This is a genomic window from Lysinibacillus sp. FSL M8-0134 (genome assembly GCF_038069745.1).
In the GTDB taxonomy this organism is placed as follows: Bacteria; Bacillota; Bacilli; order Bacillales_A; family Planococcaceae; genus Lysinibacillus; species Lysinibacillus irui.
Window position 1 is genome coordinate 1308180 of the sequence record NZ_JBBPAJ010000001.1, and the last position, 24553, is coordinate 1332732.

General features: G+C 35.3%; 21 protein-coding genes. 17 read left to right on the forward strand and 4 right to left on the reverse strand.

The annotated features are described in order from the left end of the window. Window positions 1-67: 67 nt before the first annotated feature. Window positions 68-2326 (forward strand): sensor histidine kinase, encoded by a 2259-nt coding sequence (locus MKY49_RS06405; protein WP_341385814.1) that lies wholly within the window; start codon window positions 68-70, stop codon window positions 2324-2326. After that, the gene (locus MKY49_RS06410) at window positions 2292-2921 is read left to right on the forward strand and encodes a response regulator transcription factor (protein WP_274796264.1); all 630 of its coding nucleotides are present in this window, start codon (window positions 2292-2294) and stop codon (window positions 2919-2921) included. Before MKY49_RS06405 ends, MKY49_RS06410 begins: the two co-directional genes overlap by 35 nt. A gap of 205 nt (window positions 2922-3126) precedes the next feature. On the opposite strand, the gene MKY49_RS06415 is transcribed toward MKY49_RS06410, so the two are convergent. Next, window positions 3127-4320, reverse strand: a complete 1194-nt coding sequence (locus MKY49_RS06415) for an MFS transporter (protein ID WP_322610391.1) — start codon at window positions 4318-4320, stop codon at window positions 3127-3129. Window positions 4321-4562: 242 nt separating this feature from the next. Here MKY49_RS06415 and MKY49_RS06420 point away from each other — a divergent pair, with 242 nt between their 5' ends. From MKY49_RS06420 to MKY49_RS06445, 6 genes are all read left to right on the forward strand, one after another. Further along, on the forward strand, window positions 4563-5147 hold the full coding sequence (locus tag MKY49_RS06420) for a TetR/AcrR family transcriptional regulator (protein WP_274796266.1): 585 nt from the start codon (window positions 4563-4565) through the stop codon (window positions 5145-5147). Window positions 5148-5331: 184 nt separating this feature from the next. Beyond that, complete coding sequence (locus tag MKY49_RS06425) at window positions 5332-5493, forward strand: hypothetical protein (protein ID WP_274796267.1); 162 nt, start codon at window positions 5332-5334, stop codon at window positions 5491-5493. A gap of 154 nt (window positions 5494-5647) precedes the next feature. Beyond that, a complete protein-coding gene (locus tag MKY49_RS06430) occupies window positions 5648-6697 on the forward strand; it encodes a Cfr family 23S rRNA (adenine(2503)-C(8))-methyltransferase (RefSeq protein WP_274796268.1) in 1050 nt (349 codons plus the stop codon). Window positions 6698-7144: 447 nt separating this feature from the next. Next, window positions 7145-7888, forward strand: coding sequence for an SDR family NAD(P)-dependent oxidoreductase (locus MKY49_RS06435; RefSeq protein WP_274796269.1), 744 nt, complete (start codon window positions 7145-7147; stop codon window positions 7886-7888). Between the two features lie 287 nt (window positions 7889-8175). Beyond that, window positions 8176-8583 carry an Rrf2 family transcriptional regulator gene (locus tag MKY49_RS06440; RefSeq protein WP_274796270.1) on the forward strand — a complete coding sequence of 136 codons (408 nt, stop codon included), beginning with the start codon at window positions 8176-8178 and terminating at the stop codon, window positions 8581-8583. Window positions 8584-8657: 74 nt separating this feature from the next. Then, window positions 8658-9563, forward strand: coding sequence for an NAD(P)/FAD-dependent oxidoreductase (locus MKY49_RS06445; RefSeq protein WP_341385816.1), 906 nt, complete (start codon window positions 8658-8660; stop codon window positions 9561-9563). 56 nt (window positions 9564-9619) lie between these two features. Here the strand turns inward: MKY49_RS06445 and MKY49_RS06450 are convergent, their stop codons facing one another. Then, window positions 9620-10234 (reverse strand): flavin reductase family protein, encoded by a 615-nt coding sequence (locus tag MKY49_RS06450; protein ID WP_341385817.1) that lies wholly within the window; start codon window positions 10232-10234, stop codon window positions 9620-9622. 312 nt (window positions 10235-10546) lie between these two features. Here MKY49_RS06450 and MKY49_RS06455 point away from each other — a divergent pair, with 312 nt between their 5' ends. From MKY49_RS06455 to MKY49_RS06465, 3 genes are all read left to right on the forward strand, one after another. Continuing rightward, entirely contained in the window at window positions 10547-10954 is a 408-nt protein-coding gene (locus tag MKY49_RS06455) for a CBO0543 family protein (RefSeq protein WP_341386911.1), read from the forward strand. A gap of 470 nt (window positions 10955-11424) precedes the next feature. Beyond that, entirely contained in the window at window positions 11425-12696 is a 1272-nt protein-coding gene (locus MKY49_RS06460) for a DUF5068 domain-containing protein (protein WP_274796275.1), read from the forward strand. Between the two features lie 522 nt (window positions 12697-13218). After that, complete coding sequence (locus tag MKY49_RS06465) at window positions 13219-15699, forward strand: S-layer homology domain-containing protein (protein ID WP_274796276.1); 2481 nt, start codon at window positions 13219-13221, stop codon at window positions 15697-15699. A gap of 136 nt (window positions 15700-15835) precedes the next feature. Here MKY49_RS06465 and MKY49_RS06470 read toward each other — a convergent pair whose 3' ends face one another. Continuing rightward, window positions 15836-16963, reverse strand: a complete 1128-nt coding sequence (locus MKY49_RS06470; RefSeq protein WP_274796277.1) for an acyltransferase — start codon at window positions 16961-16963, stop codon at window positions 15836-15838. Window positions 16964-17228: 265 nt separating this feature from the next. Next, window positions 17229-18221, reverse strand: a complete 993-nt coding sequence (locus MKY49_RS06475) for an NADPH:quinone oxidoreductase family protein (RefSeq protein ID WP_274796278.1) — start codon at window positions 18219-18221, stop codon at window positions 17229-17231. 125 nt (window positions 18222-18346) lie between these two features. On the opposite strand from MKY49_RS06475, the gene MKY49_RS06480 reads away from it, so the two are divergent. The 6 genes from MKY49_RS06480 (at window position 18347) to vanR (ending at window position 24542) form a co-directional block, all read left to right on the forward strand. Continuing rightward, entirely contained in the window at window positions 18347-18934 is a 588-nt protein-coding gene (locus tag MKY49_RS06480; protein ID WP_274796279.1) for a TetR/AcrR family transcriptional regulator, read from the forward strand. A 416-nt stretch (window positions 18935-19350) separates the two neighbouring features. Next, window positions 19351-20256 carry an arginase gene (rocF, locus tag MKY49_RS06485; protein WP_274796280.1) on the forward strand — a complete coding sequence of 302 codons (906 nt, stop codon included), beginning with the start codon at window positions 19351-19353 and terminating at the stop codon, window positions 20254-20256. A 261-nt stretch (window positions 20257-20517) separates the two neighbouring features. Continuing rightward, complete coding sequence (locus MKY49_RS06490; protein ID WP_274796281.1) at window positions 20518-21945, forward strand: amino acid permease; 1428 nt, start codon at window positions 20518-20520, stop codon at window positions 21943-21945. 221 nt (window positions 21946-22166) lie between these two features. Then, the gene (locus MKY49_RS06495; protein WP_274796282.1) at window positions 22167-22967 is read left to right on the forward strand and encodes a DUF817 domain-containing protein; all 801 of its coding nucleotides are present in this window, start codon (window positions 22167-22169) and stop codon (window positions 22965-22967) included. Window positions 22968-23122: 155 nt separating this feature from the next. After that, window positions 23123-23701: a pyridoxamine 5'-phosphate oxidase family protein gene (locus MKY49_RS06500; protein WP_341385818.1), complete on the forward strand. Its 579-nt coding sequence runs from the start codon at window positions 23123-23125 to the stop codon at window positions 23699-23701. Between the two features lie 157 nt (window positions 23702-23858). After that, on the forward strand, window positions 23859-24542 hold the full coding sequence (vanR, locus tag MKY49_RS06505) for a VanR-ABDEGLN family response regulator transcription factor (protein WP_341385819.1): 684 nt from the start codon (window positions 23859-23861) through the stop codon (window positions 24540-24542). Window positions 24543-24553 lie beyond the last annotated feature (11 nt).

A 24553-nucleotide genomic window follows, 5' to 3' on the forward strand; every position in this document is an offset into this window, starting at 1 on the left:
GTCATTCACCTTTACTTTTATGCTCGACTAAGTGATTTATTAGAGTAATATACTTAAAGAGAGGTGAGTGGATTTGCAAAAAATAGCCCGTAAATATAATTTAGCTGTATACAGTTCAGCCTTGTTATTTTTACTTGTTGCAGGTTATATTCATGCCATTACTTTAAAGAATCCATATACTGGTTTAATGTTCCTTGAAGACGGAAACACCTGGGTCGTTGCATCCATCGATCCAGCAGGTAAGGTTAGAGAATGGGACATCCATATCGGTGACAGACTTTTGACGGTTGATGGTCAAAAGCCAGAAATAATGAAATTAGGTAATCGTGCTTATCTGAAGAAATTGGGGGTACTTCAGTTCGAGCGCGAGGGCTTGGGTCGCTTCGAATTGCGTAGTGAATTAGCAATGTCAGAAGTTTATAAAAGTTTGTATGCAGCATGCGTGGAATTGGCGCTGCTCGTTATCGGACTGGCTGCCTATAGGAACAAGCCTGAGTCCTATATGGTGCGTCGTTTTTATGCATTAAATGTATTTATGGCGGCGACGCTGCTATCGGTCTATTCAACAGAGACTGTGCTTACTGGACTAATATTGCCTGTCGTTGTTAGTTGGTTGCCTTACCTGCTATTTGCTTTCTTCGTTGCCTTCGTATTTCGCACGGTCCCAAGGTGGATTGGTTTAGTAATGGCTGTCTATCAGGTATTGGCAGCTATGTTCGCTGTATATGCTTTACTAGTTTTCTCGCTAGGGGTCATCCCAGGATGGACCAGGAGTGCTCTTCATGCAGCACTGATTGGTACATTACTTGCCCTATTCGTCATTACTATCATATATTGGCGTACGATGGATCGCGCTGAAAAAAATCAGCTTCTTACATTTGTTGCTGCATTGACATTTGGCCTGTTACCTTACCTGTTTTTATATGCGCTCCCTGATCTACTATGGGGGGAATACATAGTGTTGCCGGATATGACATTGGCCGGTCTTATTGTTTTCCCAGCTTCCATCCTAACGTTGTGGACCAGACAAAAGCTGCTAGATATCCGTTTTTATCTCCCTAGTTTAGTTATTAATGGATTATTTTTGGGGATTGCAACTATCCTGATAGCAGCGCTTATACGTTCTAGTGCATCTCTACTAACACTTATATTGTGTGGTGCGTTTATTATTCTCACATTGCTACACCGACTTGGACTTGATAGTTTCAAACGACAGCGGAAGAAACGGGAAAATCTATTGGATCAACAAAGGTTAGAGATGTCGATTAGGCTTGCTGAGCATCGTAATAGCCGTGATCTATTACGAATGCTTGCCGAGCTCGTCCATAGCGTGACAGATATTGAAGGGCTTTGCTTCGTCTGGAATCGGGGAAGTGAAGCTATTATCTATGGTACAGGCCAATTTACCGAGACGCATACCAATTTTAGCCAACCTTCACTAACTGTTTTTGCACAAGTGATGAATCTTGTACAGCCTGATGGAAAGGTCATAGGCTATTTGGGACTTGGTTCAAAAAAAAATAATACTTCCTTTACGCCTGAAGAACTAAGCTTAATCAACAAAGTAAGGCAAGAAACCGTTAGTCTCCTGATGGGTGCTGCTTTACTCGATGAACTAAGAGGAGCGAGAAGTGAATTACCAAAGGAAACCTCAGAATACAGATTGCTAGAAGCCCAGCAGGCAGAGCGGATTCGGTTGTCATATTACTTGCATGATCATGTGTTGCAGAATCTAATTTTTCTTGCTCGCGATTTAGAAGAGTTACACGATACCGAGCGAAGTGACAGGCAGTTAACCGCCGTTTGGTTAAAATGTTTGTACGATACGCAACGTGACATCCGAAAGCTATGCGATGATTTATATCCTCACATCATTGACCAGGCGGGGTTAGATGCAGCACTGCTCTGGCTCGCACGCACAGTTAAAGAGAACGGAGGCCCTGCAATTAAGTTGGACAACAAATTGCCAGCTACATTGCCTCCATTATACAAAATGACACTATTTCGAATTGTTAGGGAGCTTGCAAATAATACGGTTAAGCACGCGAAGGCACAAAAGTTGGAAATTCAGCTATGGGAAAATGATGACGCGTTCTGTGGAAAGGTCAGTGATGATGGCATCGGATTCGATCCAGTACAAGCTAAAGACAGTACTGACTCTAAAGGATTTGGGCTTGTCACAATCAGTAGTCAAGTAGCTCAATTTGGAGGAGGTATCGAGATTGAATCGGAAGCTGAACGAGGTACGATTGTCTTTATTAGACTGCCAAAACTGGGAGGTGAAGCAAATTATGGATCAACCAATCAAAGTTCTGTTACTCGATGATCATCCACTTGTCATGGAGGGATTGAAAAATCGACTAGAGCGTGAGCAGGATATGCAGGTCGTAGAGACATTCAGTGACCCGCTTGAGGTGATTAAACGTATCGGTACATTGAAGCCGGACGTCGCCGTAATTGACATTTCCATGCCAGGTATGACGGGATTTGACTTGGCAGTAGAAATAAAGCGGACTTACGATATGGCAATCAAAATGATCGTGCTGTCGGGTTATGTCTACGATGAATATGTGCAAAAAGCTTATGAGATAGGAATACATGCTTATTTATCGAAGCAGGCGACCTATCCACAAATAATAAATGCCATTCGGCAGAGTATGCTTGGTCTGCGGCTCGTACCGGAAAATATCACTACATTACCGAGAGCTGATCAATTAACACCAACAGAAAAGGCTGTACTAAAGCAAATAGCGCTTCAGAAGACAAATAAAGAAATTGCTAGGGAGCTAGCTATGAGTCAGCGGACGGTGGAATATCATATGGCGGCAATTAACCAAAAGCTTGAGGTGAAGACAAGGGTCGGGGCGGTAGCAAAAGGCTATGAAATGGGATTGCTAGAACGCTTATACGACAGAAGCTAGCATTAAAGTGTTAATTGCTGCTATAGCGATACTTTTTACATTAGATAGTGAATAATGAAGTAGGAATGAGTCTGAGTGCCAAACGGCCCATGGCAACATTAATATAAATTTGTAATGAAGCACATAGTTAGATTAATAATTGAAGAAACGGATTTGGATTAAGAAGAAATCTCCAACTCCGTTTCTCTAAGAAAAAATTATAGAATTACTTCTTCTCTGTAGTAAAATAAAGTAAGGATATAATTGGAAATGTTATTCCAACCCATAATGCTGTACTCCATCCTCCCTCGGCATATGCCCACCCCCCTATTGCAGATCCAATTGCACCGCCAAAAAAGAAAATAGCCATGAATAATCCATTCAGCCGACTACGAATTTCGGGACTCAACGAGAAAATCTCGCGTTGTCCGAGCACAAGATTTGCGGATACTCCAGCATCCAACAATAACGATGAAACTACGAGAACAGCTATTCCGATGGGTGAACTTGTTTGGATGATAAGTGGCAATAAAAGAGAAATAACAACTGTAAGGAGTGCTATTCCTGTTGCAGGTCTAGTAAAGCCACGATCTGCAATTCGTCCGGCTATGGGTGCAGCTACTGCACCTGCAACTCCAACTAGCGCGAATAATGCAACTTCTTTCTGAGAAAAATGAAACATAGAGCTAGTTAACAGTTGAGGAACTGTAGTCCAAAATAAACTAAAAGATGCAAATACACATGCATGATATGCAGCCCGACGGCGTAATATTGGGGTTGTTCTTAGCAAATGCCACATAGAATAGAGCAGAGCTAAATAGTGAGTGTCAGTTGAAGGCTTTCTTGTAGGTAACACCTTCGCAAGTACGATAGCTAAAATAATAATAGCTATAGCAGATAAAATAAATATGGCATGCCAGCCAAAAAAATCAGCGACTAAGCTCGATAAAGGACGTGATAGCATAATTCCAAGTAACAAACCGCTCATCACATTGCCAACAACTCGCCCGCGTGAAGAATCGGATGCAAGATAAGAAGCAAAGGGGACGAGTACTTGGGTAGCTACCGAGCCTAAACCAATGACAAATGAAGCGGCTAGGAACAACCAAGTTTGTTTAGACAGTGCTGTAATGATGAGAGCAACTGCCGTGATAAGTAAAGATGAGACAACTAACTTCCGATTTTCTAAAATATCTCCTAAAGGCACGATAAATAACAAACCGACTACGTAACCGATTTGTGTTAACGTAACGATAAAGCCAGAACTGTTTGCTGACAACCCGATTGATGAGCTAATTACTCCGACTAAGGGCTGTGCATAATACAGATTAGCAACAATGATACCGCATGCTGTTGCCAACAGGAAAGTTAACCAAGAAGGGATGTTTTTTTCAAATGTTTGTTTAGTTATATTAGGCATACTGAACAACTCCTTATGTGAAAATTTATTGTTTAAACACTAATAATTACAACGCCATGTTGTTTCCTCCCTTAAGTTTTGTTCAATTATAAATACTAAACGTATAGTATATAAAATGATTAACAACATAATATACTGAACGTACAGTTTTGTAAATAGGCAAATCCAACTTTCTGTTTTTCTATATAATTGATATACTGAACTTATAGTTTTTAAATTCCGGAAGAAAGGTGATACTTATAATGGATGGTAAAAGAGGGAGACCACGTAATTTAGAAGCACAAAACTCAATCCTATCAGCATCGTATGATTTATTATTAGAAAACGGGTTTCAGGCTGTAACTGTTGATAAAATTGCAGAATGTGCCCAAGTTAGCAAAGCAACTATTTATAAATGGTGGCCAAACAAGGCTGCTGTAATAATGGATGGTTTTCTTTATGCTGCCTCAGAAAGATTGCCTGTGCCTGACACTGGTTCGGCATACGATGATATACTTATTCACGCCACAAATTTAACGAAGTTTTTGACGAGTCGAGAGGGGACAATAATTAAGCAATTATTAGGAGAAGGACAATTTGATTCCGGATTGGCAGATGCCTATCGTGATCGATATTTTCGCCCTCGCCGACTTGAAGCAGGCAGTCTTTTAGAAAAAGGGGTAGAACGTGGTGAATTGAAAAAAAATATCGACATTGATATATGTATTGATTTAATTTATGGTCCAATTTTCTATCGATTACTTGTGACCGGCGAACCATTAGATGAATCCTATGTACAACAATTAATAGTAAACGCTTTTGAGGGAATTCGTACTATCAAGCAGTAAAAATAGGTTTACTGGAATCTTATTTTCAAACCTTAAAATAGCCGGGGGCACATATATAGTGCAAAACCTTAGTGTGATTATAATAATGAGTGATACCTCTGTAAAACAAACATTTATCTTTACATAAGGGAAACTTCATGCTATGTTATCTATTACTATTATTTACAGGAAAGAGGTGAAAGCAATGATAACAGTTTTTAGAATTTTGTTCGGTAAAAATGCAAAACTTGGAAATCGTTTGGCGTATAAAGGGAGTGGTCTGTCCTTTTTTAAGCCAAATAACCAAACAAAATCAGTTATCGGAGCTTTTTCTCTACAGCAAATAAACTTTAATTCAATGACATAAATAATGTCCTTGATTATTTGTGTATGATTTTTTAAGCGTAACACCGATAATTGTGTCGGTGTTTTTTTGTGCTTAAATTTATAAAAAAGGTTAGATGATAACTCCCTCAAATTTTACTCAAGCAAAAAAGAGTTAAATTGAAGGGTGAGAAAATATGCAACAAAAAAACAAGTATGCAAGAATTCAAGAGTTCTTAAATCAGAATAATTTCCCTAATTTTAGAATGAACCAAATTACAAATGCTATATTCCAAGGTCGGATAAATAATTTCACTGACATAACGGTTCTTCCTAAATCCCTAAGAGAAATGTTAATAAAGGAGTTTGGAGAATCGATTTTAAATATTGAAGCGTTAAAAGTACAACATTCTGAACAAGTGACAAAAGTTCTATTTGAAATTGTAGGGGATGAAAAAATAGAGACAGTAAATATGAAATACAAAGCTGGTTGGGAGTCATTTTGCATATCCTCTCAGTGTGGCTGTAATTTTGGTTGTAAATTTTGTGCTACTGGAGATATAGGATTAAAACGCAACCTCACATCAGATGAAATTACAGACCAAATTTTGTATTTTCACTTGAAAGGACATTCAATTGATAGTATTTCTTTTATGGGAATGGGGGAAGCATTAGCTAATGTACAAATTTTTGATGCTTTAAATGTTCTTACAAATCCGAGGTTATTTGCTTTAAGTCCTCGCAGATTATCAATTTCGACTATAGGCATTATTCCAAGCATTAAAAAGTTGACTCAAAATTATCCGCAGGTTAATTTGACTTTTTCATTACATTCTCCATTCAATGACCAGCGAAGCAAGTTAATGCCAATTAATGATCAATACCCTTTATTGGATGTAATGGACACTTTAGATGAGCATATACGGGTGACCTCAAGAAAGGTTTATATTGCGTATGTTTTGTTAGCTGGAGTGAATGATTCTATTGAACATGCAAAAGAAATAGTAAATCTTTTAAAAAGTAGATATAAGAAAGGGAACTTGTACCATGTAAACATCATCAGATATAACCCAACTTTTAGTTCACCTATGAGATTTGAAGAAGTAGGTGAAAATCGTGTTGAAAACTTCTATAAAGAATTAAAGTCAGCAGGAATTAACGTTACGATAAGAAGTCAATTTGGTATAGATATAGATGCGGCTTGCGGGCAATTATATGGAAACTATCAAAAAACAATTACCGAATAAATAAAGGTGAAGGTAATGGTCAGAACGTGGGAAGTGCCATAAAAGCTAATGATCAAGAAGAAAATAGGAATGTTCCAGTAGAAAAAAGTGGATTATAAAAGATACGATGTAATCCAAATTGGATGACCAATAAAAAAACAAGGTGAACTTGGGGGGATATGTTATATAGGTTCATTGCGCTAAACTCCTTCTTATATAACTGTAAAGGAATAAGCTCATTCCTTCTAAAGTATTGAATACGTTTTTTCCTAGAAGATATACTACTAATGCAAGCAGAAATAAAAAGCATTAGGAGGCAATATCAAATTTTTTAGATTGTAAGTTCATTTTGATATTGGCCGTGTAACAGCACTTGCGTTAGCGTGTCAGGTTCATCAGGTGCGATTGAAACGTAACCTGAATCAAATCTGGGATATATTTTAGAACATTACGTAGGAGGAACTTACTATGAGATTTCAAGATAAAGTTGTCATTGTAACAGGAGGGGCAAGTGGTCTTGGAGAAGCTACAGCACTTGAATTTGCAAAAGAAGGAGCGAAAGTAGCTATCGCTGATGTTGCAGATAAGGGACAAGCATACTCTGATGAATTGAATTCAAAAGGCTACGATACAATCTTTGTAAAGACTGATGTATCAAAAGAAGACGAAATTAAAAATTTAGTTTCTACAACGGTTGAAAAGTTTGGGAAATTAGATGTTATGTTTGCAAATGCTGGCATTAACATTGAGGCTGATGTACACGATCTAGATTTAGCATCTTGGCAAAAAGTAATTGATATTAATTTAACAAGTGTCTTTCTTTCAGATAAATATGCAATTGAACAATTCCAAAAACAAGGTACTGGTGGAGTTATAATTAATACTGGTTCTATTCATAGTCTAGTTGCACGTGATGGTCTTGCCCCATATTCAGCTTCAAAAGGTGGCATTAAAATGCTAACTCAACAAGTAGCTGCTAGATATAGTAAAGAAGGAATACGTGCAAATGCTATAGCTCCAGGCTATATTGAAACACCGCTTATGAACACATTATCACAAAATGTCATTGATAGCTTGGTAGGTCTTCACCCAATGGGACGTTTAGGTAAACCTGTAGAAGTAGCCAAAACAGTATTATTCCTAGCTAGTGATGATTCATCATTTATTTCAGGCGTAACTTTACCAATTGATGGTGGTTACACAGCTGTTTAATCTTTATAATTAAATACACATTTATCATGAACTGCATCCTACTTGTTAGCTATTAACTAACAATTGGAGATGCAGTTTTTTATTTTCACTTATGATTTATAGACTCATTGCTAAAAGAAATATTATAGAAAACATCGATTCTAATAAAGGTTTGGGGAAAAGTCCTAATTGTTTTTCGAGTCTTTTTTGTACACTAAAATAAAACTAGCATCGATACAAAAAAATTGACGGGAAAAAAATAAATAGATATTATAGATATATTAAGTCCTTAATATGGTGGTGATAAGATGAAGCTAACAAAAGCAACTAATTATGCTCTCCACACAATGCTCTTTTTAGCTATTAATCCACCCAATGAGCATATTGGGGTGGCAAAATTAGCTGAACGACAAGAAGTTTCAACGACCTATCTATCTAAAATACTAACAAAGTTAGTAAAGTCAGGAATGATTGAATCTGTCTCAGGTGCAAATGGAGGCTATAAATTAAAAAGGGGATGGGAAGAACTTTCATTACTCGATGTTATAAAAGCCGTTGAAGGTTTGACCCCTATTTTTGATTATTGTCTTAATCATAATCCTGATTGTTTAATTCAAAAGGCGATTGAATCAGCTGAGGAAAAGTTGTTGGATGAATTGGATCACACACTAATTGTCGATCTAGCTAAAAAAATGAAAGAGGCATCACCTATGTAATGGTGATGTTTTTCACCCTAATTGGAGATATTAAAGGTCTTTAATGTATTTTATGAAAATGGAGGAAAGCAGAGATGTATCAATACGATTGTATTATTATAGGCGGTGGGCCAGCTGGTTTAAGTGCAGCTTTAACTTTGGGTAGAGCACGAAGGAAAATACTTTTATTTGATAATGGAACAAATCGAAATCGTGTAACACAGGAGTCCCATGGATACTTAACAAGAGATGGAATAAAACCTCATGAATTTAAAGATATTGCTATTAAAGAATTGCAGTCTTATCCATCTATTTCAATATCAAATCAGACAGTTATTGAGATAAAAAAAGATGATCAACATGATTTATTTGTAGTGAATACATCAAATAATAATTCATATCTGACAGAAAAAATATTATTAGCTACTGGTTTACAAGAGGAGTTTCCCATACCACAAATCAGACAATATTATGGTAAGAGTTTATTCAGCTGTCCATATTGTGATGGTTGGGAGCTAAAGGATAAGCCATTAGCTATAATAGCAGAAAGCGAAGCTCACATTAATCATATGACCAAATTGCTGTATAATTGGTCACAGGACTTAATCGTATTTACAAATGGTCATCAACTTTCCGATATCGTACAAAATGAATTTCAACGTAAAAAGATAATGGTTTACACGGCTACTATAAAAAATTTACATGGAGACGAAGGTAATTTATACAGTATTGAATTAGAAACAGGTGAAAACATTGTAAGAAGTGGTGGCTTCGTAGTTCCAAGTTTTTATCGTCCAAATAATTTGGCTATACAGTTAAACTGTCAAGTGGATGAAAACGGAGTCATTATAACAGACAGTGCTGGAAGAACAACTGTGAGTGGAGTATATGTTGCAGGTGAAACTGAAAAAGCGGGACCCTCTTCCTTGATGATCGCCGCTGCTGATGGCTTTAAAGCTGCTACAAGCATAAACTTAGATTTAACATTATTGAGATTTTAAATTAAAAGCTGATGAGTTGAAAATACAAACTCATCAGCTTTTGTTATAAAAGAGGTCTACATTTCTGATCGAAAGTTGTTACCTAGCTCGTTACCCAGACCAAAATAATGTCGGAAATTATAAATAAGAGGACTCCATTTATTTGGATCAATATGATGATCTTTTAAAATAATGTCCGTATGAGCATGTATATGTATCGTTTGTGTTTCAACAATGGCGAAATCAGGAGAATAATTAGGGATCCGAATATGTTTTACCTTTGCCTCAATTTGAATGGGGCACTCCATAATACGAGTAGGAATGACTGTTGTAGACTCAATAGGTGTTAATCCACTAATTTCAAACTTATCTTTTCGATAAGTAAATCCAATCTGTTTTTTAAAATCTGGCACTATACTTTTTCCTGTATATGGCGCTAACTGTTCAACATTCTCCCATAGAGAGGGATCAGGAATATTAATAACACATTCGGGATGCCGTTCTAAATTTTCAATTGCTTTACCACCAAGCCCTATACCTAAGATAATATAATCTCCTAATGCCCATGATGATGACAATGGGCTTATATTTACTGTTCCATCCTCATTTAACGTAGTTAGTAGAATTACAGGAAATCCATAATATAAAATTTTAGGGTTGATCATTGTTGTGTTTGGATTCGTTCTTTTCATCTTTAGGTCCCCCTACAAGCGATTTTTATTTGCTAACTTATTGTAAAATAAAAATATTTCCATTTACATCGAAGTGTCGATTACATAAATAACTACATTCTTTAAAGAATTTTTAAGAAAATAATGAATTTAATAAATCCAGCTACTCCGGTGGGGGGAATGAGCTCTCAGGGTTGCTAGAAAAATAATAGCTAAATCTGTATTCTAAAGAGTAGTTAAAAAAATTTTTGTTAATAATAGTACTAAAAGGACGTTAGTCAAATGTTCTTCAATATTCTAATTGCATTTGTTCTTCCATGGCTTATAGCTTCCATGCACTTATTCAAAAAAGATAGTTTATTAATCGTATCAGTTGCCCCTTTTTCTAGTGTTCTAGCTTATTTTATAAATACCATTGCTTATTATTTTGGATTTTGGGAGGTAGCCCCTTTTTCAGAGCAAAAAAATCTTGCTTCATTGCCTTCGGAGTTGGGGATGTATCCTGTATTAGCCTGTTACTTAGTTTTTTTTATAAGAAAATTTAAAAGGACTTTTATGGTCATTGTCATAATGACCGTCTTCACAACATGTTTAGAACTTATTTTTGTTCTTTTCGGGTGGATCATTTATGAAAATGGATGGAATATAATTTATACATTTTTCTCCTACCTGTTGCCCTATCTTGTCGTCTATTGTTATTACAGATACTTAACAAAATTAGCTTTATTTAAATACAATTGAACTGATTTTAAAGCAATTAATTCGTTTGTTTTAATTTAGAGAAAGGTCATCTATTTATAGGATAAAGCCAGGAAGCTCATAGAATGAAGTGAGTACCTGGCTTTTTCTCAGTGTAAGGAACAGGAATCTTATGTTTTCTATTTTTAAGACTTATGACCTGGGTATATTATAACTTTTTTACATATCCAAGTACAAAACCGTTGTTATAAATAGGATAAGAACTATTTACCTACCTATGAAAATGCTACACGAAAAAGAAAATGTAATAATTTGTATTACATTAAATGATATCGGATTACTAAAGTGTTAATTATTGGTATGCCTTTGTTGCGATAGTATAATTTTTACCAAAAAATGTTGTTTCATTACAAAATGTGGATTAAAATGGGTATCAGCTCAAAATGGTTTATTGTGAAACTATTTTAAAATTGAGTTTGAAGTTTCTGATTATTGAAATTATGGAGGAAGAAATGAAAAAGAACTTATTATTATTACTGTCACTTACTTTCGCTATCGCTGTTATTCTTAGTGGATGTGGAAAAAGTGAGGAAGAAGCGAAGAAAGACAATGATGCGAAAAATACGCAAGAGGAACAAGGACAGGAAAAAGAACATTCAGATAAAAATGAGGAAGATAAGAAAGAAGAAGAACCAACTAAGGAATCAGCAGATATTACTTCTTTAATCTCTTATATGGAAGAGGAAACACAAGGGACAGCAAAAGTTCTTTATGAAAATAAAGAGCCACAAGTCCATAAAATGGAGGATGTTTCAATTTCTCTTGATAGCTACTCGTTAGTTGAATTAAAGGACTTCCACACTGATTTTGCTATTCCATTTAACGATGAAACAAATGGTGGGGTTATTTTAGCAAAATATACAGTGAAAAATGACATGGATAAAGATGTCTACTATATGCCAAGCTTAGATATTACTTATACAGGAGCACCTAAATACTATACTAATTATAAGGATTTAATTCCAGAGGATCAGCAATTGCCTACAAAATTAAACTATCAAACAGGTTATGAGCTGAAAGCTGGTGAAGAGGTAACTGGCTACATTGCATATCCATTCGGAGAAAGTCATTTAGCGAAAATCAATGAGTTAGGTACAGTTACAGTAATGGTTCCACTACCAATTACAGAGAAAGATAAATATGATACGTCTATTGGTTCAGAAGGCCGATTTAATTTAGCAATTAATGCACAAGGCTCTGAGAAGGTTTCTAGTAACGCTGCGTTCTATCAAGATAAAGCAACGATGGACAACATGGGTGAAAAGAAAATGCTGAAGGAAAAAAGTAATATCAACGACAGCAAACCAATTGGTGATGTCAATGCAGTGTTAGAAGGGTATCAATTTACTGCATTTACCCCAAATGAAGTGGAAGCACCACGTTTTTCTAATTTCACAAATGGCGTAACATTATTAACAGTTAAATTTAAATTAGACAATAAAACGACAAGTGAAATTGGTTTATCGTCTTTGTCCTCAAAATTAACAGTGAATGATGGCACTCAATATTTATTGGATGAAGGAATGCTATTAAATTATGGCTATAAAGATGTCATTAAAGCTGGTGAAACGGGTGAACTATTACAAATCTATGTGCTAGATCAAGAGCAGTATGAAAAGATTTGGAAAGATAAAGCCTTTGAAATTGAATTAGGTCCAATTCGTAACCAAGGAGCAGAGGATATTTCTAAAGGGAAAAAAGCAACGTTTATTCTACCAAAATAAAAAACAAAGAGGAAGGCATGAGTCCATTACAGGGCTTAAGCCTTTTTTTGTTTAAAAGATCGTTGAAAAAAATAGAACCTTTAATTAATACAATTAGGACCCTATCAAACATATAGTAGACAGTTTGTTGTTATATTAAGAAAGTATTGAACGTAAATACTTTTTCTACATGAAATCTCTTAAACATGTAAATATTATCTAACTTTTGTCATCAAGTAATCAAACACTCCTATATTTTGGAATTTTTTAATGAAGAAATTACCTACATAACCAATACAGTATTAATATTACCTTATTTTTAGCATTTATTTATTGGTAATGTAGTTATAATATTGTCTTGTAAAGCAAATTACAGTTGGATTGGGATATTTAATCTTGGAAACTTAGGAAGATTGCTTTACATATAATTGGTTGTAATTATTATTTGCGAGAACAAATTATACATATTTTAAAAACTAAATAGAGCGATAATATTGTTTTCACAGAATAATATAATTTATTAAAATTCTGGAGGAATATACTATGACAAAACAAAACAAAGGTCGTAAATTTTTCGTAACTACTGCTACTGCAGCATTAGTAGCATCAGCAATCGTGCCAGTAGCATCAGCTGCTGAATTTAACGATGCAGATAGCATTTCATCTTGGGCTAAAGAAGCAGTTCAATTTTTAACTGACAAAGGCTTCATCCAAGGCGATGAAAAGGGGAACTTCAACCCAGCTGGTACTCTAACTCGTGCAGAAGCTGCTGAAATCTTATCAAAAGCATTAGACTTAAAAGCAACAGGAACTGAAGATTTTTCTGATGTAGATGAAAATGACTGGTTCTATAATGCAGTACTTGCAACTTCACCTGAATTATTTGACGGTATGGGCAATGGTAAATTTGAACCGAAAGCTCAATTAACAAGAGAACAAGCTGCGAAAGTAATCGTAGAAGGATACCAATTAACAGGTAAAGCGGATTTAAGCCAATTCGCGGATGCTTCTAAAGCTTCTAAATGGGCTGTATCTTACTTAGAAACAGCTGTAGAAAACGGCGTAATCAACGGTAAAGGTTCATTATTAGCTCCACAAGATAAAATTAGCCGTGAAGAATTCGCTACAATGGTAAAACGTACAATTGATGCAACAGTAAAAGAGGTAACTCCAGCTGTAGCTTCTGTACAAGGACTTAATGCAAAAGAGCTTGAAGTAAAATTCAACACAGCTGTTGATGCAAAAGATGCTGCTGTGACAGGTAAATATGCGATTGAAGGTGTAGCGATCACAAAAGCAGAAGTATCTGAAGATGGCATGTCTGTTATTTTAACAACTAATAAAGAATTAAAATTAACAAATGGTAAAGTAACTGTTAAACCAATCCAAACAAAAGCAGATACTAAAGTTTTAACTGAAGAGTTTAACAAATTAATCACATTTGCAGACACAACACCTGTTAACGTTAACTCTGTAGAAGCAAAAGGCACTACAGCAGTAATCACTTTCGATGAGCCTGTACAAAGTGAAGGAACAGTAAGCTTAAATGGTGCTGAACTTTCTAAAGATCGTTATACTTTATCTGGTAAAACTTTAACTATCAAAGGTTTAACTGCTGAGCAAGCTTATAAAGTAGATATCGTAGGTGCAACTGACTTCGCTAATAATATTGCAAATCCAATTGCTGTGAATTTCACAGTTCTAAAAGCAGATGCTGATAATTCAAAACCAACTGTTTCTACAGCAGTAAACGGTACAGAAATTACGTTTGATTTCTCAGAAGAATTAAAGAAACATGATTTTGTTGTTGATAAAGAGACAACTATTAAAGGGTATGCAAAAGTAACTGTTGGATCAACTGTTTTCTATTTAACAGATGCTGATATTAAAGATACAGAGGATAAAACTGTATTCACGATTGATGCAAAATCTGCATTAGGTACAGCTACATTCATTAATACAAACATTAAAGTAGAGGGACAAAAAGATTTAGCTGGTAATGCTGGAGATGCATTTGAGTTTAATGCTATTCTATCAAAAGATTTAACACCTGCTTCACTTGTATCTGCTTCTACTAAAATGTTAGTAGCTGATGATGTAAATGCTACTACAGATGTTGATGCACTATACCTTACATTTAGTGAGCCAGTAAAAGTAGATGGCACTTTAACAGTTAAAACGCAAAACGGTATTGCTTACACTACTGGAAAAGAAACAGCAGTAAAAGCAGACGCTGGTTTCGATGTAGATGGTAACGGTAAAATTGAGGGTGCAGAGAAAAACACTGTAAAAGTTGACATTGATTTAGATAGCAATTCATCTTATACATTTGAATTATCTGCAAAAGCAGTGACAGATTTAGCTGGCAACGTGACTGCAGATACAGTTACTTTCAATGTAACAACAGGCGTGTTTGAAGCTACACCTGAAACACCTACAGATTCATTAGTATTTGGAGCTACACCAGTTGTTGTAACAGATAACAATGTATTCACTGTTGAATATGCTGCAGATGTAACTGCAACAGCAACAAATGCTGCTAACTACACACTTGGAGGAAAAGAACTTCCTGCTGGTACTCAACTTCAGTTTGTAGATGGTACTAAAAAAGTAAGATTCACTTTACCTGAAGGTTCTATCACTGCTAATGGTAATTATGTACTTGAAGCTATCAATGTAGTAGATACAAAAGGTAACACTCTTAAAGGTGGAAAAGTGACAACTCTAGTAGCACTTAAAGAAAATGTTGTACCTGTTGCTACTAAAGTAACTGCAGTAGATAGCAAAACATTTACAGTAGACTTCTCTGAAAATATTGCTGACCAAGCTGCACCAACAGGAGTAACAGTTAAAATTGCTGGTTCAACTGTAGAACTTGCTTCTGCTAAAGTAGAAGGTGGTAAACTTACTGTAACAACTAAAGCTGACTATACATTAACAGACAGCATTGTAGTTGAATTCAAATCAACAAACTTAGTTGACGCTAATAACAACAAAGTGAAAGACGGATCTATTGCTAAATAATTAAACCGTTCAAATTTTGAAACCCCTGTAGAGAATAATTCTACAGGGGTATTATTATTAGTTTCTTCTATAATATAGGGGGTTAATTCAAACGATGCTTTCAATTATTCATGTGAATGACCGTATATTTAATAAATTATTTGTAAGGAAACTTCTTCGGAATTGGTCCAAACGCAATCCAATGATAGTTAAAAAATCTGCCTATCAATAGCACAAGAATCCATGGGATAAATAGGGCAAAGATAAAGCCACCAACACTCCATAAATGAAAGATAATACTATTGCCACTTATATTGATTTGTCTATAAAGGAAAAGGAAAAGTGGATGCAAGAGATAGACACCAAATGAAACTGTTCCTAGATTGATTAAGACATTTACAAAGCCTTGGTTCCATTTATCATAGATCCAGAAGGATAGTTGTAATAAGACCATACAAGCAGTCAAAGATTGTAGCTGAAAAACTAGTTCAAAGATGATGCTGTTCGTTAAATAGGTTTGAGACGAAAAGACAAAGTAATATAAATAAACATTATATATAGTAGAAAAAAGCCAGATTGCCCATATAAAAAGGGTTGGTATCGGGAAATTTTCTTTCTTTAAATGGAGCCATTTTTTATATTGTTCAAAATAGATACCTAAAAATGCACCGGCTAAGAAATAAAGAATATACGAGAAAGAGATACTGCCTCTATAGGGATACTGCCAAAACTCAGCATTTAATAGAATAAAGACCCATTGAAGGGCAAAGCCAATCCAAATTAAATGAGGAGATAGGGCTGGTTTTTTCTTTAACATATACAGGAAGAGTGGGAACATGAGATAGAACTGCACAATAATAAAAATATAGTATAAATGTGTGTACGCTTTCCCAATCAAAAGCTTCTTAAGAAATTCCACACTAAATAGAGCATTCCATGTTACTACTAAATCACGTGACACAAAAAATTGCGTAGCTGCATAGTAGAAAATAGAAAAAAAGAGGTAAGGAATGAGTATTTGTGTTACTCTCTTCTGATAAAAACGAACGATAAGCTCTTTTGTTAAATCTTTTTGTATATAATTGTAAAATAAAACAAAGCCACTTAAGAAAATAAAAACTGGCACAGCGAATTTCGGGAAAATATTAAAAAATACATAAAGTGGATAAAGTTTCGAATCACTTGATAAAACTGTAACAGGTGTACTGGTTGAATGAATGAGAAGTACAGCTAGAATGGCTAATGCTCTTGTGATATTTAATTCATTAATATGTGCTCGCTTCATACGATCATCTCCAAATATTGATTATAGTGTTGACTTCCCATATTGCTACATACATACTCTATTGTTATGCGAATAAGTGCTAAATTAGACAATCTTAATCATTAGTATTTGAAATAGATGGGCATCTATGACTAACTATAGGGAGCTATTATGTCAGGCAGATGTCAGCAATAAAAAAAGTTACCACGCTCTTTATGCGCAGTAACTTCCGTGTCATAAAACTATAATGTTTGGAAATGGAATGGAGAGCAGTTCATATACCTAATTACATTGTAACCAGGAATCTCCCTCTCGCTTGCCCTTTCAGTAAAACTGGTAAAACATCAGGTAGTTGTTGCAACGTTACCTCTCGCTGAATGAAATTAGCAATATTAGCAGGTTTAAAATCAGTTGCTAAACGATCCCAGATCTTTAATCGAATGTCCATTGGGCAATAAACAGAATCAATTCCAAGTAAATTTACCCCTCTTAAAATGAAGGGGAATACGCTTGTCGGAAGCTGTGTACCTGCTGTTAAACCGCTACTTGCAACGGCTCCTCCATATTGAATTTGGCTTAATAATGAAGCTAGTGGCTCTCCTCCAACAGAATCGACAGCAGCAGCCCATTTTTGTTTCCCTAATGCTCTAATCTTTCCATCAAAAACTTCTTCACGATTCACGATAGTGGTAGCTCCAAGTTTATGCAAATAATCATGTTCATCTTCTTTTCCTGTACTTGCTTCCACCTGATAGCCTAACGTAGAAAGAATAGCAACAGCGAAGCTTCCTACACCGCCTGTTGCACCCGTTACTAGGATTTTTCCTTTTTCAGGATGAATAGCATTGTCCTCTAATTTTTGGATAGACAATGCGGCTGTAAATCCTGCAGTTCCAATCACCATTGCCTCTTTAAGGGAAAGGCCTTTTGGAAGGGGCACTATCCATTTTGCTGGGATACGGGCATACTCACTGAAGCCTCCAAAATGAGATACACCTATTTCATAGCTAGTGGCAATGACTTCATCGCCTTCGTTAAAGCGAGGATCTTCAGAGGAAACAACAACTCCTGCTAAATCAATACCAGGTACAAATGGATAGGAAGTAACGATTTTACCATCAGGGATGGAAGCAAGACTATCTTTATAATTAATACCGGAATAACTAACTTTAATTAATACCTCACCTTGGGGTAAATCTTCAAAAGTTAAATTGTTCACTTTCACTGTAAAATCGTGGTCTTTATTGACTACTAATGCCTGAAAATTTTCTACTGTCATTGTAACGTCCTCCTACAATTAAATTCCATTAAACAGTATCAAAATTATTCTGACCGGTCAATATAAAATTGGATTTTATCTATTAATCCTGTATAATGGCTTTTATTACGTCATCGGAGGCTCGTATGAAAAAGAAAGAGGAAGAACGAAAAAAACAGATTATGAATGCAGCCTTTCATGCTGTTTCAAATTTAGGCTATGATAAAGTCACACTACAGGACATAGCAAACCATGCTAATGTTTCTAAAGGGGTAGTACACTACTACTTTACAAGCAAACAAAACATTTTATTAGAATTACTAGAATCCACTACAAGCAAAATTTATCGCTTTGAAATACAAGAAATAGGCAAGTACCATTCCGCGATAGAAAAGCTTCAAGCCTATGTAAACGCTGTTTTTGTGTCGCCCCAAGATAATAAAAAATTTTACAGAGTATATTTAGATTTTTTGGCCCAGGCAAACGGTAATGAAGACTATAAAAGAATTAACTTGAAATTTTATGAAAATTGCTGGGGAATTGGCCAAGAAATCATTGAACTAGGAAAAGGTGAGGGTGTATTTAGGGAAGACATCGATCCATTAACATATGCTAAAGTGATAAGGGCGATAATTGATGGATCATTAATTCAATGGTTGACATGTGATATAGAAGAACAACATACGTTTTATAAAGATATATGTTTTAATAGTATTTTAAAATTATTAAAGTAGAAAATGAAAGTAACTTTTAAAGCCTTACTAACTATATTGTAAGGCTTTTTTTCTGTCTCAAAACGATAATTTGTTAATCGGAGCTTTCCCACTCTTTATACAAAATTGGATATGGTTTCAATATTTTTCTAATATATAGTACTTAACCCTTAAATTACTGAGCTAATTTTCTTAAAAATCTATAAAAATAGAACAGTTTTAATTTTTTATTTTGAAATTTCTAACAAAAAAACGCATTAATTTGGTAAAAAAAGTATCCTTATTCATTGAAACCGTTTTTATACATTCATTTATACAAGAAAATATCTATGTTTTTAATAATTTAAACTGTATAAAAATTTAAAATAATGTCGAGTTGAGTCAAAATCCCATTTTCTTTATACTGTGAAAGTAATTATCGGAGAGGAGAAAACATCATGAACAAAGAAGTGACAATTATTGGGGTACCCATGGATTTTGGCCAAACTAGAAGAGGGGTAGACATGGGACCAAGTGCTATTAGATATGCTGGATTAACAGATCGACTTGAAGGCCTTGGTTATTCGATTTATGACGAAGGGGATTTAAATATTGAAATAGTAAATGAAGATAAAGAAGCCGAAGAAAAGACAAACTTAAAAAATTTAAAAACTGTAGCAGATAGTAATGAAAAGCTAGGTCAAAAAGTAGATCGCGAAATTTCTTTAAATCGTTTTCCTTTAGTTTTAGGTGGAGATCACAGTATTGCTATTGGAACATTAGCAGGTGTTTCAAAGCATTATGAGAATTTAGGTGTCATTTGGTACGATGCCCATGGAGATCTCAATACTGGTGAAACATCTCCTTCAGGAAATATTCACGGGATGTCTTTAGCTGTAAGTTTAGGACTTGGTCATCCTGCACTGACAAATATCGGGGGTTATGCACCAAAAGTTAAACCTGAAAATGTTGTCATTATTGGTGCTCGTGATTTAGATCCAGGTGAGAAAAAGCTAATTAAGGAAATTGGTATTAAAGTATATACGATGCACGAAATTGATCGTTTAGGTATGACAACAGTAATTTCGGAGACGATTGAATATTTAAAGGAACGTACAGACGGTGTCCACCTTTCATTAGATTTAGATGGGCTTGATCCAAACGATGCACCAGGAGTAGGGACGCCAGTTGCGGGTGGAATTAGTTACCGTGAAAGCCATTTAGCTATGGAAATGCTATCAGAGGCAAATATTATTACTTCTGCAGAGTTTGTTGAGACAAATCCTGTATTAGATCAATATAATAAAACGGCAGTCGCTGCTGTAGCTTTAATCAGCTCTTTATTCGGAGATACACTACTCTAAACAAAATCTTAAAGAGGAAGAACTTTTCTTAGATTAATAGTCACCACAACCAAATGTAAGAAAGTAGCTCTCCCTAAATTAAGTTTACAATAGAAACGGCGAATGCTCTAGCTATTCAATGGTATTTATTTTGTCAGAAAATTGACAGTTCGTAAAATATACTAAATTAATATCCTATTAATTATTAAAATTTCTATTAGTTATCTTTCTTGCACGAAAAAAAGAAAGTGCTTACAAGATAATTAGTGTAAGGAGCTTCTTATGGCATCAGAACAATATGAATTAAAAAGAAGTATGAAAGCAAGACATTTATTTATGATCTCACTTGGAGGATGTATTGGAACTGGTTTCTTTCTTGGATCAGGCTACACAATTAACCAAGCTGGACCATTAGGTGCCATTTTAGCCTACTTAGTAGGTGGAGCAGTTATGTATTTAACTATGCTATGTTTGGGTGAATTGTCTGTTGCAATGCCAGTATCCGGTTCATTCCAAACATATACGACGAAATTTATTGGCCCTGCAACTGGTTTTGCTGTTGGATGGTTGTATTGGTTAGGCTGGGCAGTAACTGTGGCCCTTGAATTTTTAGGTGCTGGACAACTTATGCAAAGATGGTTTCCTGAATCACCAGTATGGATGTGGTGTCTACTATTTGCTGCCCTGCTCTTTGTATTAAATGGATTATCAGCAAAAGCATTTGGTGAAGCAGAATTTGTCTTCTCAAGTATTAAAATATTGGCCATCCTAATGTTCCTTGGGGTTGGCGGAGCGGCAATGTTTGGTCTAATCGATATGAAAGATGGATCAAATGCCCCATTCCTTTCTCATTTTTATGAGGGTGGACTTTTTCCAAATGGTGTAACAGCACTGTTAATTACAATGATTACGGTGAATTTCTCATTCCAAGGGACGGAGTTAATTGGTATTGCGGCTGGGGAAAGTGAAAATCCTGAAAAGACAATCCCTAAATCGATTAAACAAACAGTTTGGCGCACGCTATTCTTCTTTGTTTTATCAGTCGTTGTGCTTGCTGGAATGATTCCTATGGATAAAGCTGGTGTTGTTGAAAGTCCATTTGTTGTTGTACTGGATAGTATAGGTATTCCTTATGCAGCAGATATTATGAACTTTGTTATTTTGACAGCCTTATTATCTGTTGCGAACTCTGGTCTCTATGCAGCAACGCGTATGCTTTTCTCTCTTTCTGTTGAAAAGATGGCAAGCCCTTTATTAGGGAAGGTTAATAAAAGAGGGATTCCAATGAATGCCTTATTGATTACACTTGCTGTGGCTGGTTTATCACTACTTTCAAGTGTATTCGCCGCAAAAACAGTATTTGTTTGGCTACTCTCCCTAGCAGGGTTAGGTGCACAAATTGGTTGGATTGCTATTACTGCTTCGCAAATTGCTTTTAGAAGATCCTATATCCGTCAGGGAGGAAAAGTAGAAGATTTAAAATTCAAAGCACCATTATACCCAGTAATTCCTATTTTAGGTTTGTTGGCAAACTGTATAGTTATGGCAAGCTTGGCTTTTGATCCTGCTCAACGATTAGCTCTTTATTGTGGAGGAGCATTCTTTGTTGGCTGTTATATCGTCTATTATTTAAAAGTGAAGAAAGTTGTGAACTTACAAATAAACCAACAAGAAGTACAACTAAAATTAGATCAAAAAATGTATCTTTAATGACAAGAGTGGCTGCATGTTGCGGCTACTCTTTTTTATTTGTTAAACCCATTTCCTTCCTAATCAGGAACAAGAAAGACGTATTTTGCAAAGAATAGTTGCAAAATAAAGAGAAAAAAATTATCGTTTTTCGATAAAAAAATATTGAAATAGAATAATTAATCGTTTATTCTTCATACAAGAAGAAATTAAATTCTGACCAAGTTCATTGAGGTGGGTGCATGTTAAAGAAGCTTTTTAAAGATCTAGGAGTCTTTACTTATCATCAAGCATTATCTTGTATTTTTCCTGTTGTCATATTTATGACACTTGCACTTTCTAAAGCTATTCAAATTCCTGGCGTAGCAAGATACGACTTCATTCTGATCATCTGTCTTGTGACCCAATATTTAATGTATAAATTTGGCTTAGAAACAAAGGATGAAATAAAAGTAATCTGTCTGTTTCATATTATTGGCCTTGTGCTAGAGCTCTATAAAGTGAATTTTAATTCGTGGTCCTATCCTGAAGAAGCATGGACAAAAATAGCAGGTGTGCCATTATACAGTGGTTTCATGTATGCCAGTGTAGCCAGTTACATTTGCCAGGCATGGCGTCGCTTTGATTTGAAAATCGTCAGATGGCCCAAAAGTTATGTAGCCATTCCTCTTGGTGCCATGATCTACTTAAATTTTTTTACCCATCATTTTATATATGATTTTAGGTGGGTATTAATGGCTTTACTTTTTATAGTGTTTTATCGAACAGCTGTCAAATTTACAGTACGAGACTCTATCTATAAAATGCCTATCGTTGGGTCATTCTTTTTGATTGGTTTTTTCATTTGGATTGCAGAAAATATCGCCACTTTCTTTGGGGCATGGTCCTATCCTAACCAAGAAGTATCGTGGAAGATCGTTCATTTTGGTAAAATCAGCTCTTGGTTTCTGCTGGTAGTCATTAGCATTATGATTGTTGCACAGCTTAAATTATTTTATCGCGATGCAGGTGAGGATGAAAAAAAGACAAAAAGAAAGGCTTGAGAAATTATTAACTAAAGACTTCTAAAAGAGCACAATTAAATAGAAGAAATTTCTATGGTTTTTAGTTGTACCTATTCCTTTTCATTAAACTGTCTCTTTTTTAGTGATAACACCTACTGTAGACTCCTTTTATAAGATATAAGGGGGACATAAGGATGGACAAAGACATTCGAATGAAGAACAGAGCTTGTATAGATGAACATCACATAAAACAATTTTTAGAGCACGCACAAACCGCTTTTCTAGGTTTAGTGGATCAACATATCCCATATGTTATTCCGTTAAATTATATCTTCAAAGATGGTAGTTTCTATTTCCATGGTGCCAATGAAGGAAGAAAAGTAGCCATACTGACGACCAATCCGAATGCTTGTATTACCATATGTGAAAGCTATGGAACAATGGTAGATCCCATTCCAGCTAAGACGGATACAGCTTATATGAGTGTCATCGCCAATGGTGAGGTCGAAATTGTCACAGATATCAATGAGGCAACAGTTGCTATGCAGGCAATGCTTGATAAATATGTGCCAGACTATTACCAAGCCCCATTGTCAAAGTCACATATAGAAAAGTATCAATCATCTTTAGGTAGCAAAACGCTTGTATTAAAAGTGAGACCAAACAATCTAACTGCAAAAGAACATAAACTTAATGAACAAATGCAATATTTTCCTGGGAGAGTTGTGACACAGGACCTGAACAGAAAATCCTCTCCTCTAGCAATCAATTAAATTTAAAAGTAGATTTAGGGAAAACATATTTTTCTAAATCTACTTTTTTATTTGTCCACAAGACATTTTCTTATTAATAGATATAACTACTAGTAAATGCTATAATGCCTGTGAAAAATCCATTAGCATCAGGGTGGTAGAAGGAGAGGGGCATTTATTGAATATTTTAGTTGTAGATGATGAAAAAGAAATTGCAGATTTAATTGAGCTTTATTTAAAAAATGAAAATTACCATGTGTTTAAGTATTATAATGCCCAAGAGGCTTTGGCATGTATTGAGCGCGAAAATGTGGATTTAGCTGTTTTAGATATTATGATGCCAGATATCGACGGCTTTACTATTTTACAAAAAATACGAGAAAGATTTAATTTTCCAGTGATTATGCTTACGGCAAAGGAAGAAGAGATCGATAAAATAAATGGATTTTCTTTAGGGGCAGATGATTATATAACAAAGCCTTTTCGTCCATTGGAAATGGTTGCTCGTGTAAAGGCACAAATACGGAGATTTACATTGTATAACCAAGGTTCAAAGCAAAACGAGGATATCATTGATTTCGCAGGTTTGATGATCAACAAGAATACAAGACAAGTCTTTTTAAATGAAAGACCATTATCCCTCACACCCACGGAATTCGCGATTTTATGGTACTTATCTGCAAATCGAGGGAAGGTTATTAGTTCAGAGCAATTATTTCAAGAAATTTGGGGAGAAAAGTACTTTAATAGCAATAACACTGTAATGGTTCACATTCGGCATTTACGAGAAAAAATGAAAGATTCTGTGGACAACCCAAAATTTATTAAAACCGTATGGGGAGTGGGGTATACCATTGAATAATGAGTTTGGCA

Excerpts from the sequence above, each read along its gene's own strand:
- MKY49_RS06450 (WP_341385817.1), bottom strand. The coding sequence starts at position 10,234 with ATGAAAAGAACGAATCCAAACACAACAATGATCAACCCTAAAATTTTA.
- MKY49_RS06415 (WP_322610391.1), bottom strand. The coding sequence starts at position 4,320 with ATGCCTAATATAACTAAACAAACATTTGAAAAAAACATCCCTTCTTGG.
- MKY49_RS06420 (WP_274796266.1), top strand. The coding sequence starts at position 4,563 with ATGGATGGTAAAAGAGGGAGACCACGTAATTTAGAAGCACAAAACTCA.
- MKY49_RS06440 (WP_274796270.1), top strand. The coding sequence starts at position 8,176 with ATGAAGCTAACAAAAGCAACTAATTATGCTCTCCACACAATGCTCTTT.
- MKY49_RS06490 (WP_274796281.1), top strand. The coding sequence starts at position 20,518 with ATGGCATCAGAACAATATGAATTAAAAAGAAGTATGAAAGCAAGACAT.
- MKY49_RS06475 (WP_274796278.1), bottom strand. The coding sequence starts at position 18,221 with ATGACAGTAGAAAATTTTCAGGCATTAGTAGTCAATAAAGACCACGAT.
- rocF (WP_274796280.1), top strand. The coding sequence starts at position 19,351 with ATGAACAAAGAAGTGACAATTATTGGGGTACCCATGGATTTTGGCCAA.
- MKY49_RS06455 (WP_341386911.1), top strand. The coding sequence starts at position 10,547 with ATGCACTTATTCAAAAAAGATAGTTTATTAATCGTATCAGTTGCCCCT.
- MKY49_RS06445 (WP_341385816.1), top strand. The coding sequence starts at position 8,658 with ATGTATCAATACGATTGTATTATTATAGGCGGTGGGCCAGCTGGTTTA.
- MKY49_RS06480 (WP_274796279.1), top strand. The coding sequence starts at position 18,347 with ATGAAAAAGAAAGAGGAAGAACGAAAAAAACAGATTATGAATGCAGCC.
- MKY49_RS06435 (WP_274796269.1), top strand. The coding sequence starts at position 7,145 with ATGAGATTTCAAGATAAAGTTGTCATTGTAACAGGAGGGGCAAGTGGT.
- MKY49_RS06470 (WP_274796277.1), bottom strand. The coding sequence starts at position 16,963 with ATGAAGCGAGCACATATTAATGAATTAAATATCACAAGAGCATTAGCC.
- MKY49_RS06410 (WP_274796264.1), top strand. The coding sequence starts at position 2,292 with ATGGATCAACCAATCAAAGTTCTGTTACTCGATGATCATCCACTTGTC.
- MKY49_RS06430 (WP_274796268.1), top strand. The coding sequence starts at position 5,648 with ATGCAACAAAAAAACAAGTATGCAAGAATTCAAGAGTTCTTAAATCAG.
- MKY49_RS06500 (WP_341385818.1), top strand. The coding sequence starts at position 23,123 with ATGGACAAAGACATTCGAATGAAGAACAGAGCTTGTATAGATGAACAT.
- MKY49_RS06425 (WP_274796267.1), top strand. The coding sequence starts at position 5,332 with ATGATAACAGTTTTTAGAATTTTGTTCGGTAAAAATGCAAAACTTGGA.
- MKY49_RS06460 (WP_274796275.1), top strand. The coding sequence starts at position 11,425 with ATGAAAAAGAACTTATTATTATTACTGTCACTTACTTTCGCTATCGCT.
- MKY49_RS06495 (WP_274796282.1), top strand. The coding sequence starts at position 22,167 with ATGTTAAAGAAGCTTTTTAAAGATCTAGGAGTCTTTACTTATCATCAA.
- MKY49_RS06465 (WP_274796276.1), top strand. The coding sequence starts at position 13,219 with ATGACAAAACAAAACAAAGGTCGTAAATTTTTCGTAACTACTGCTACT.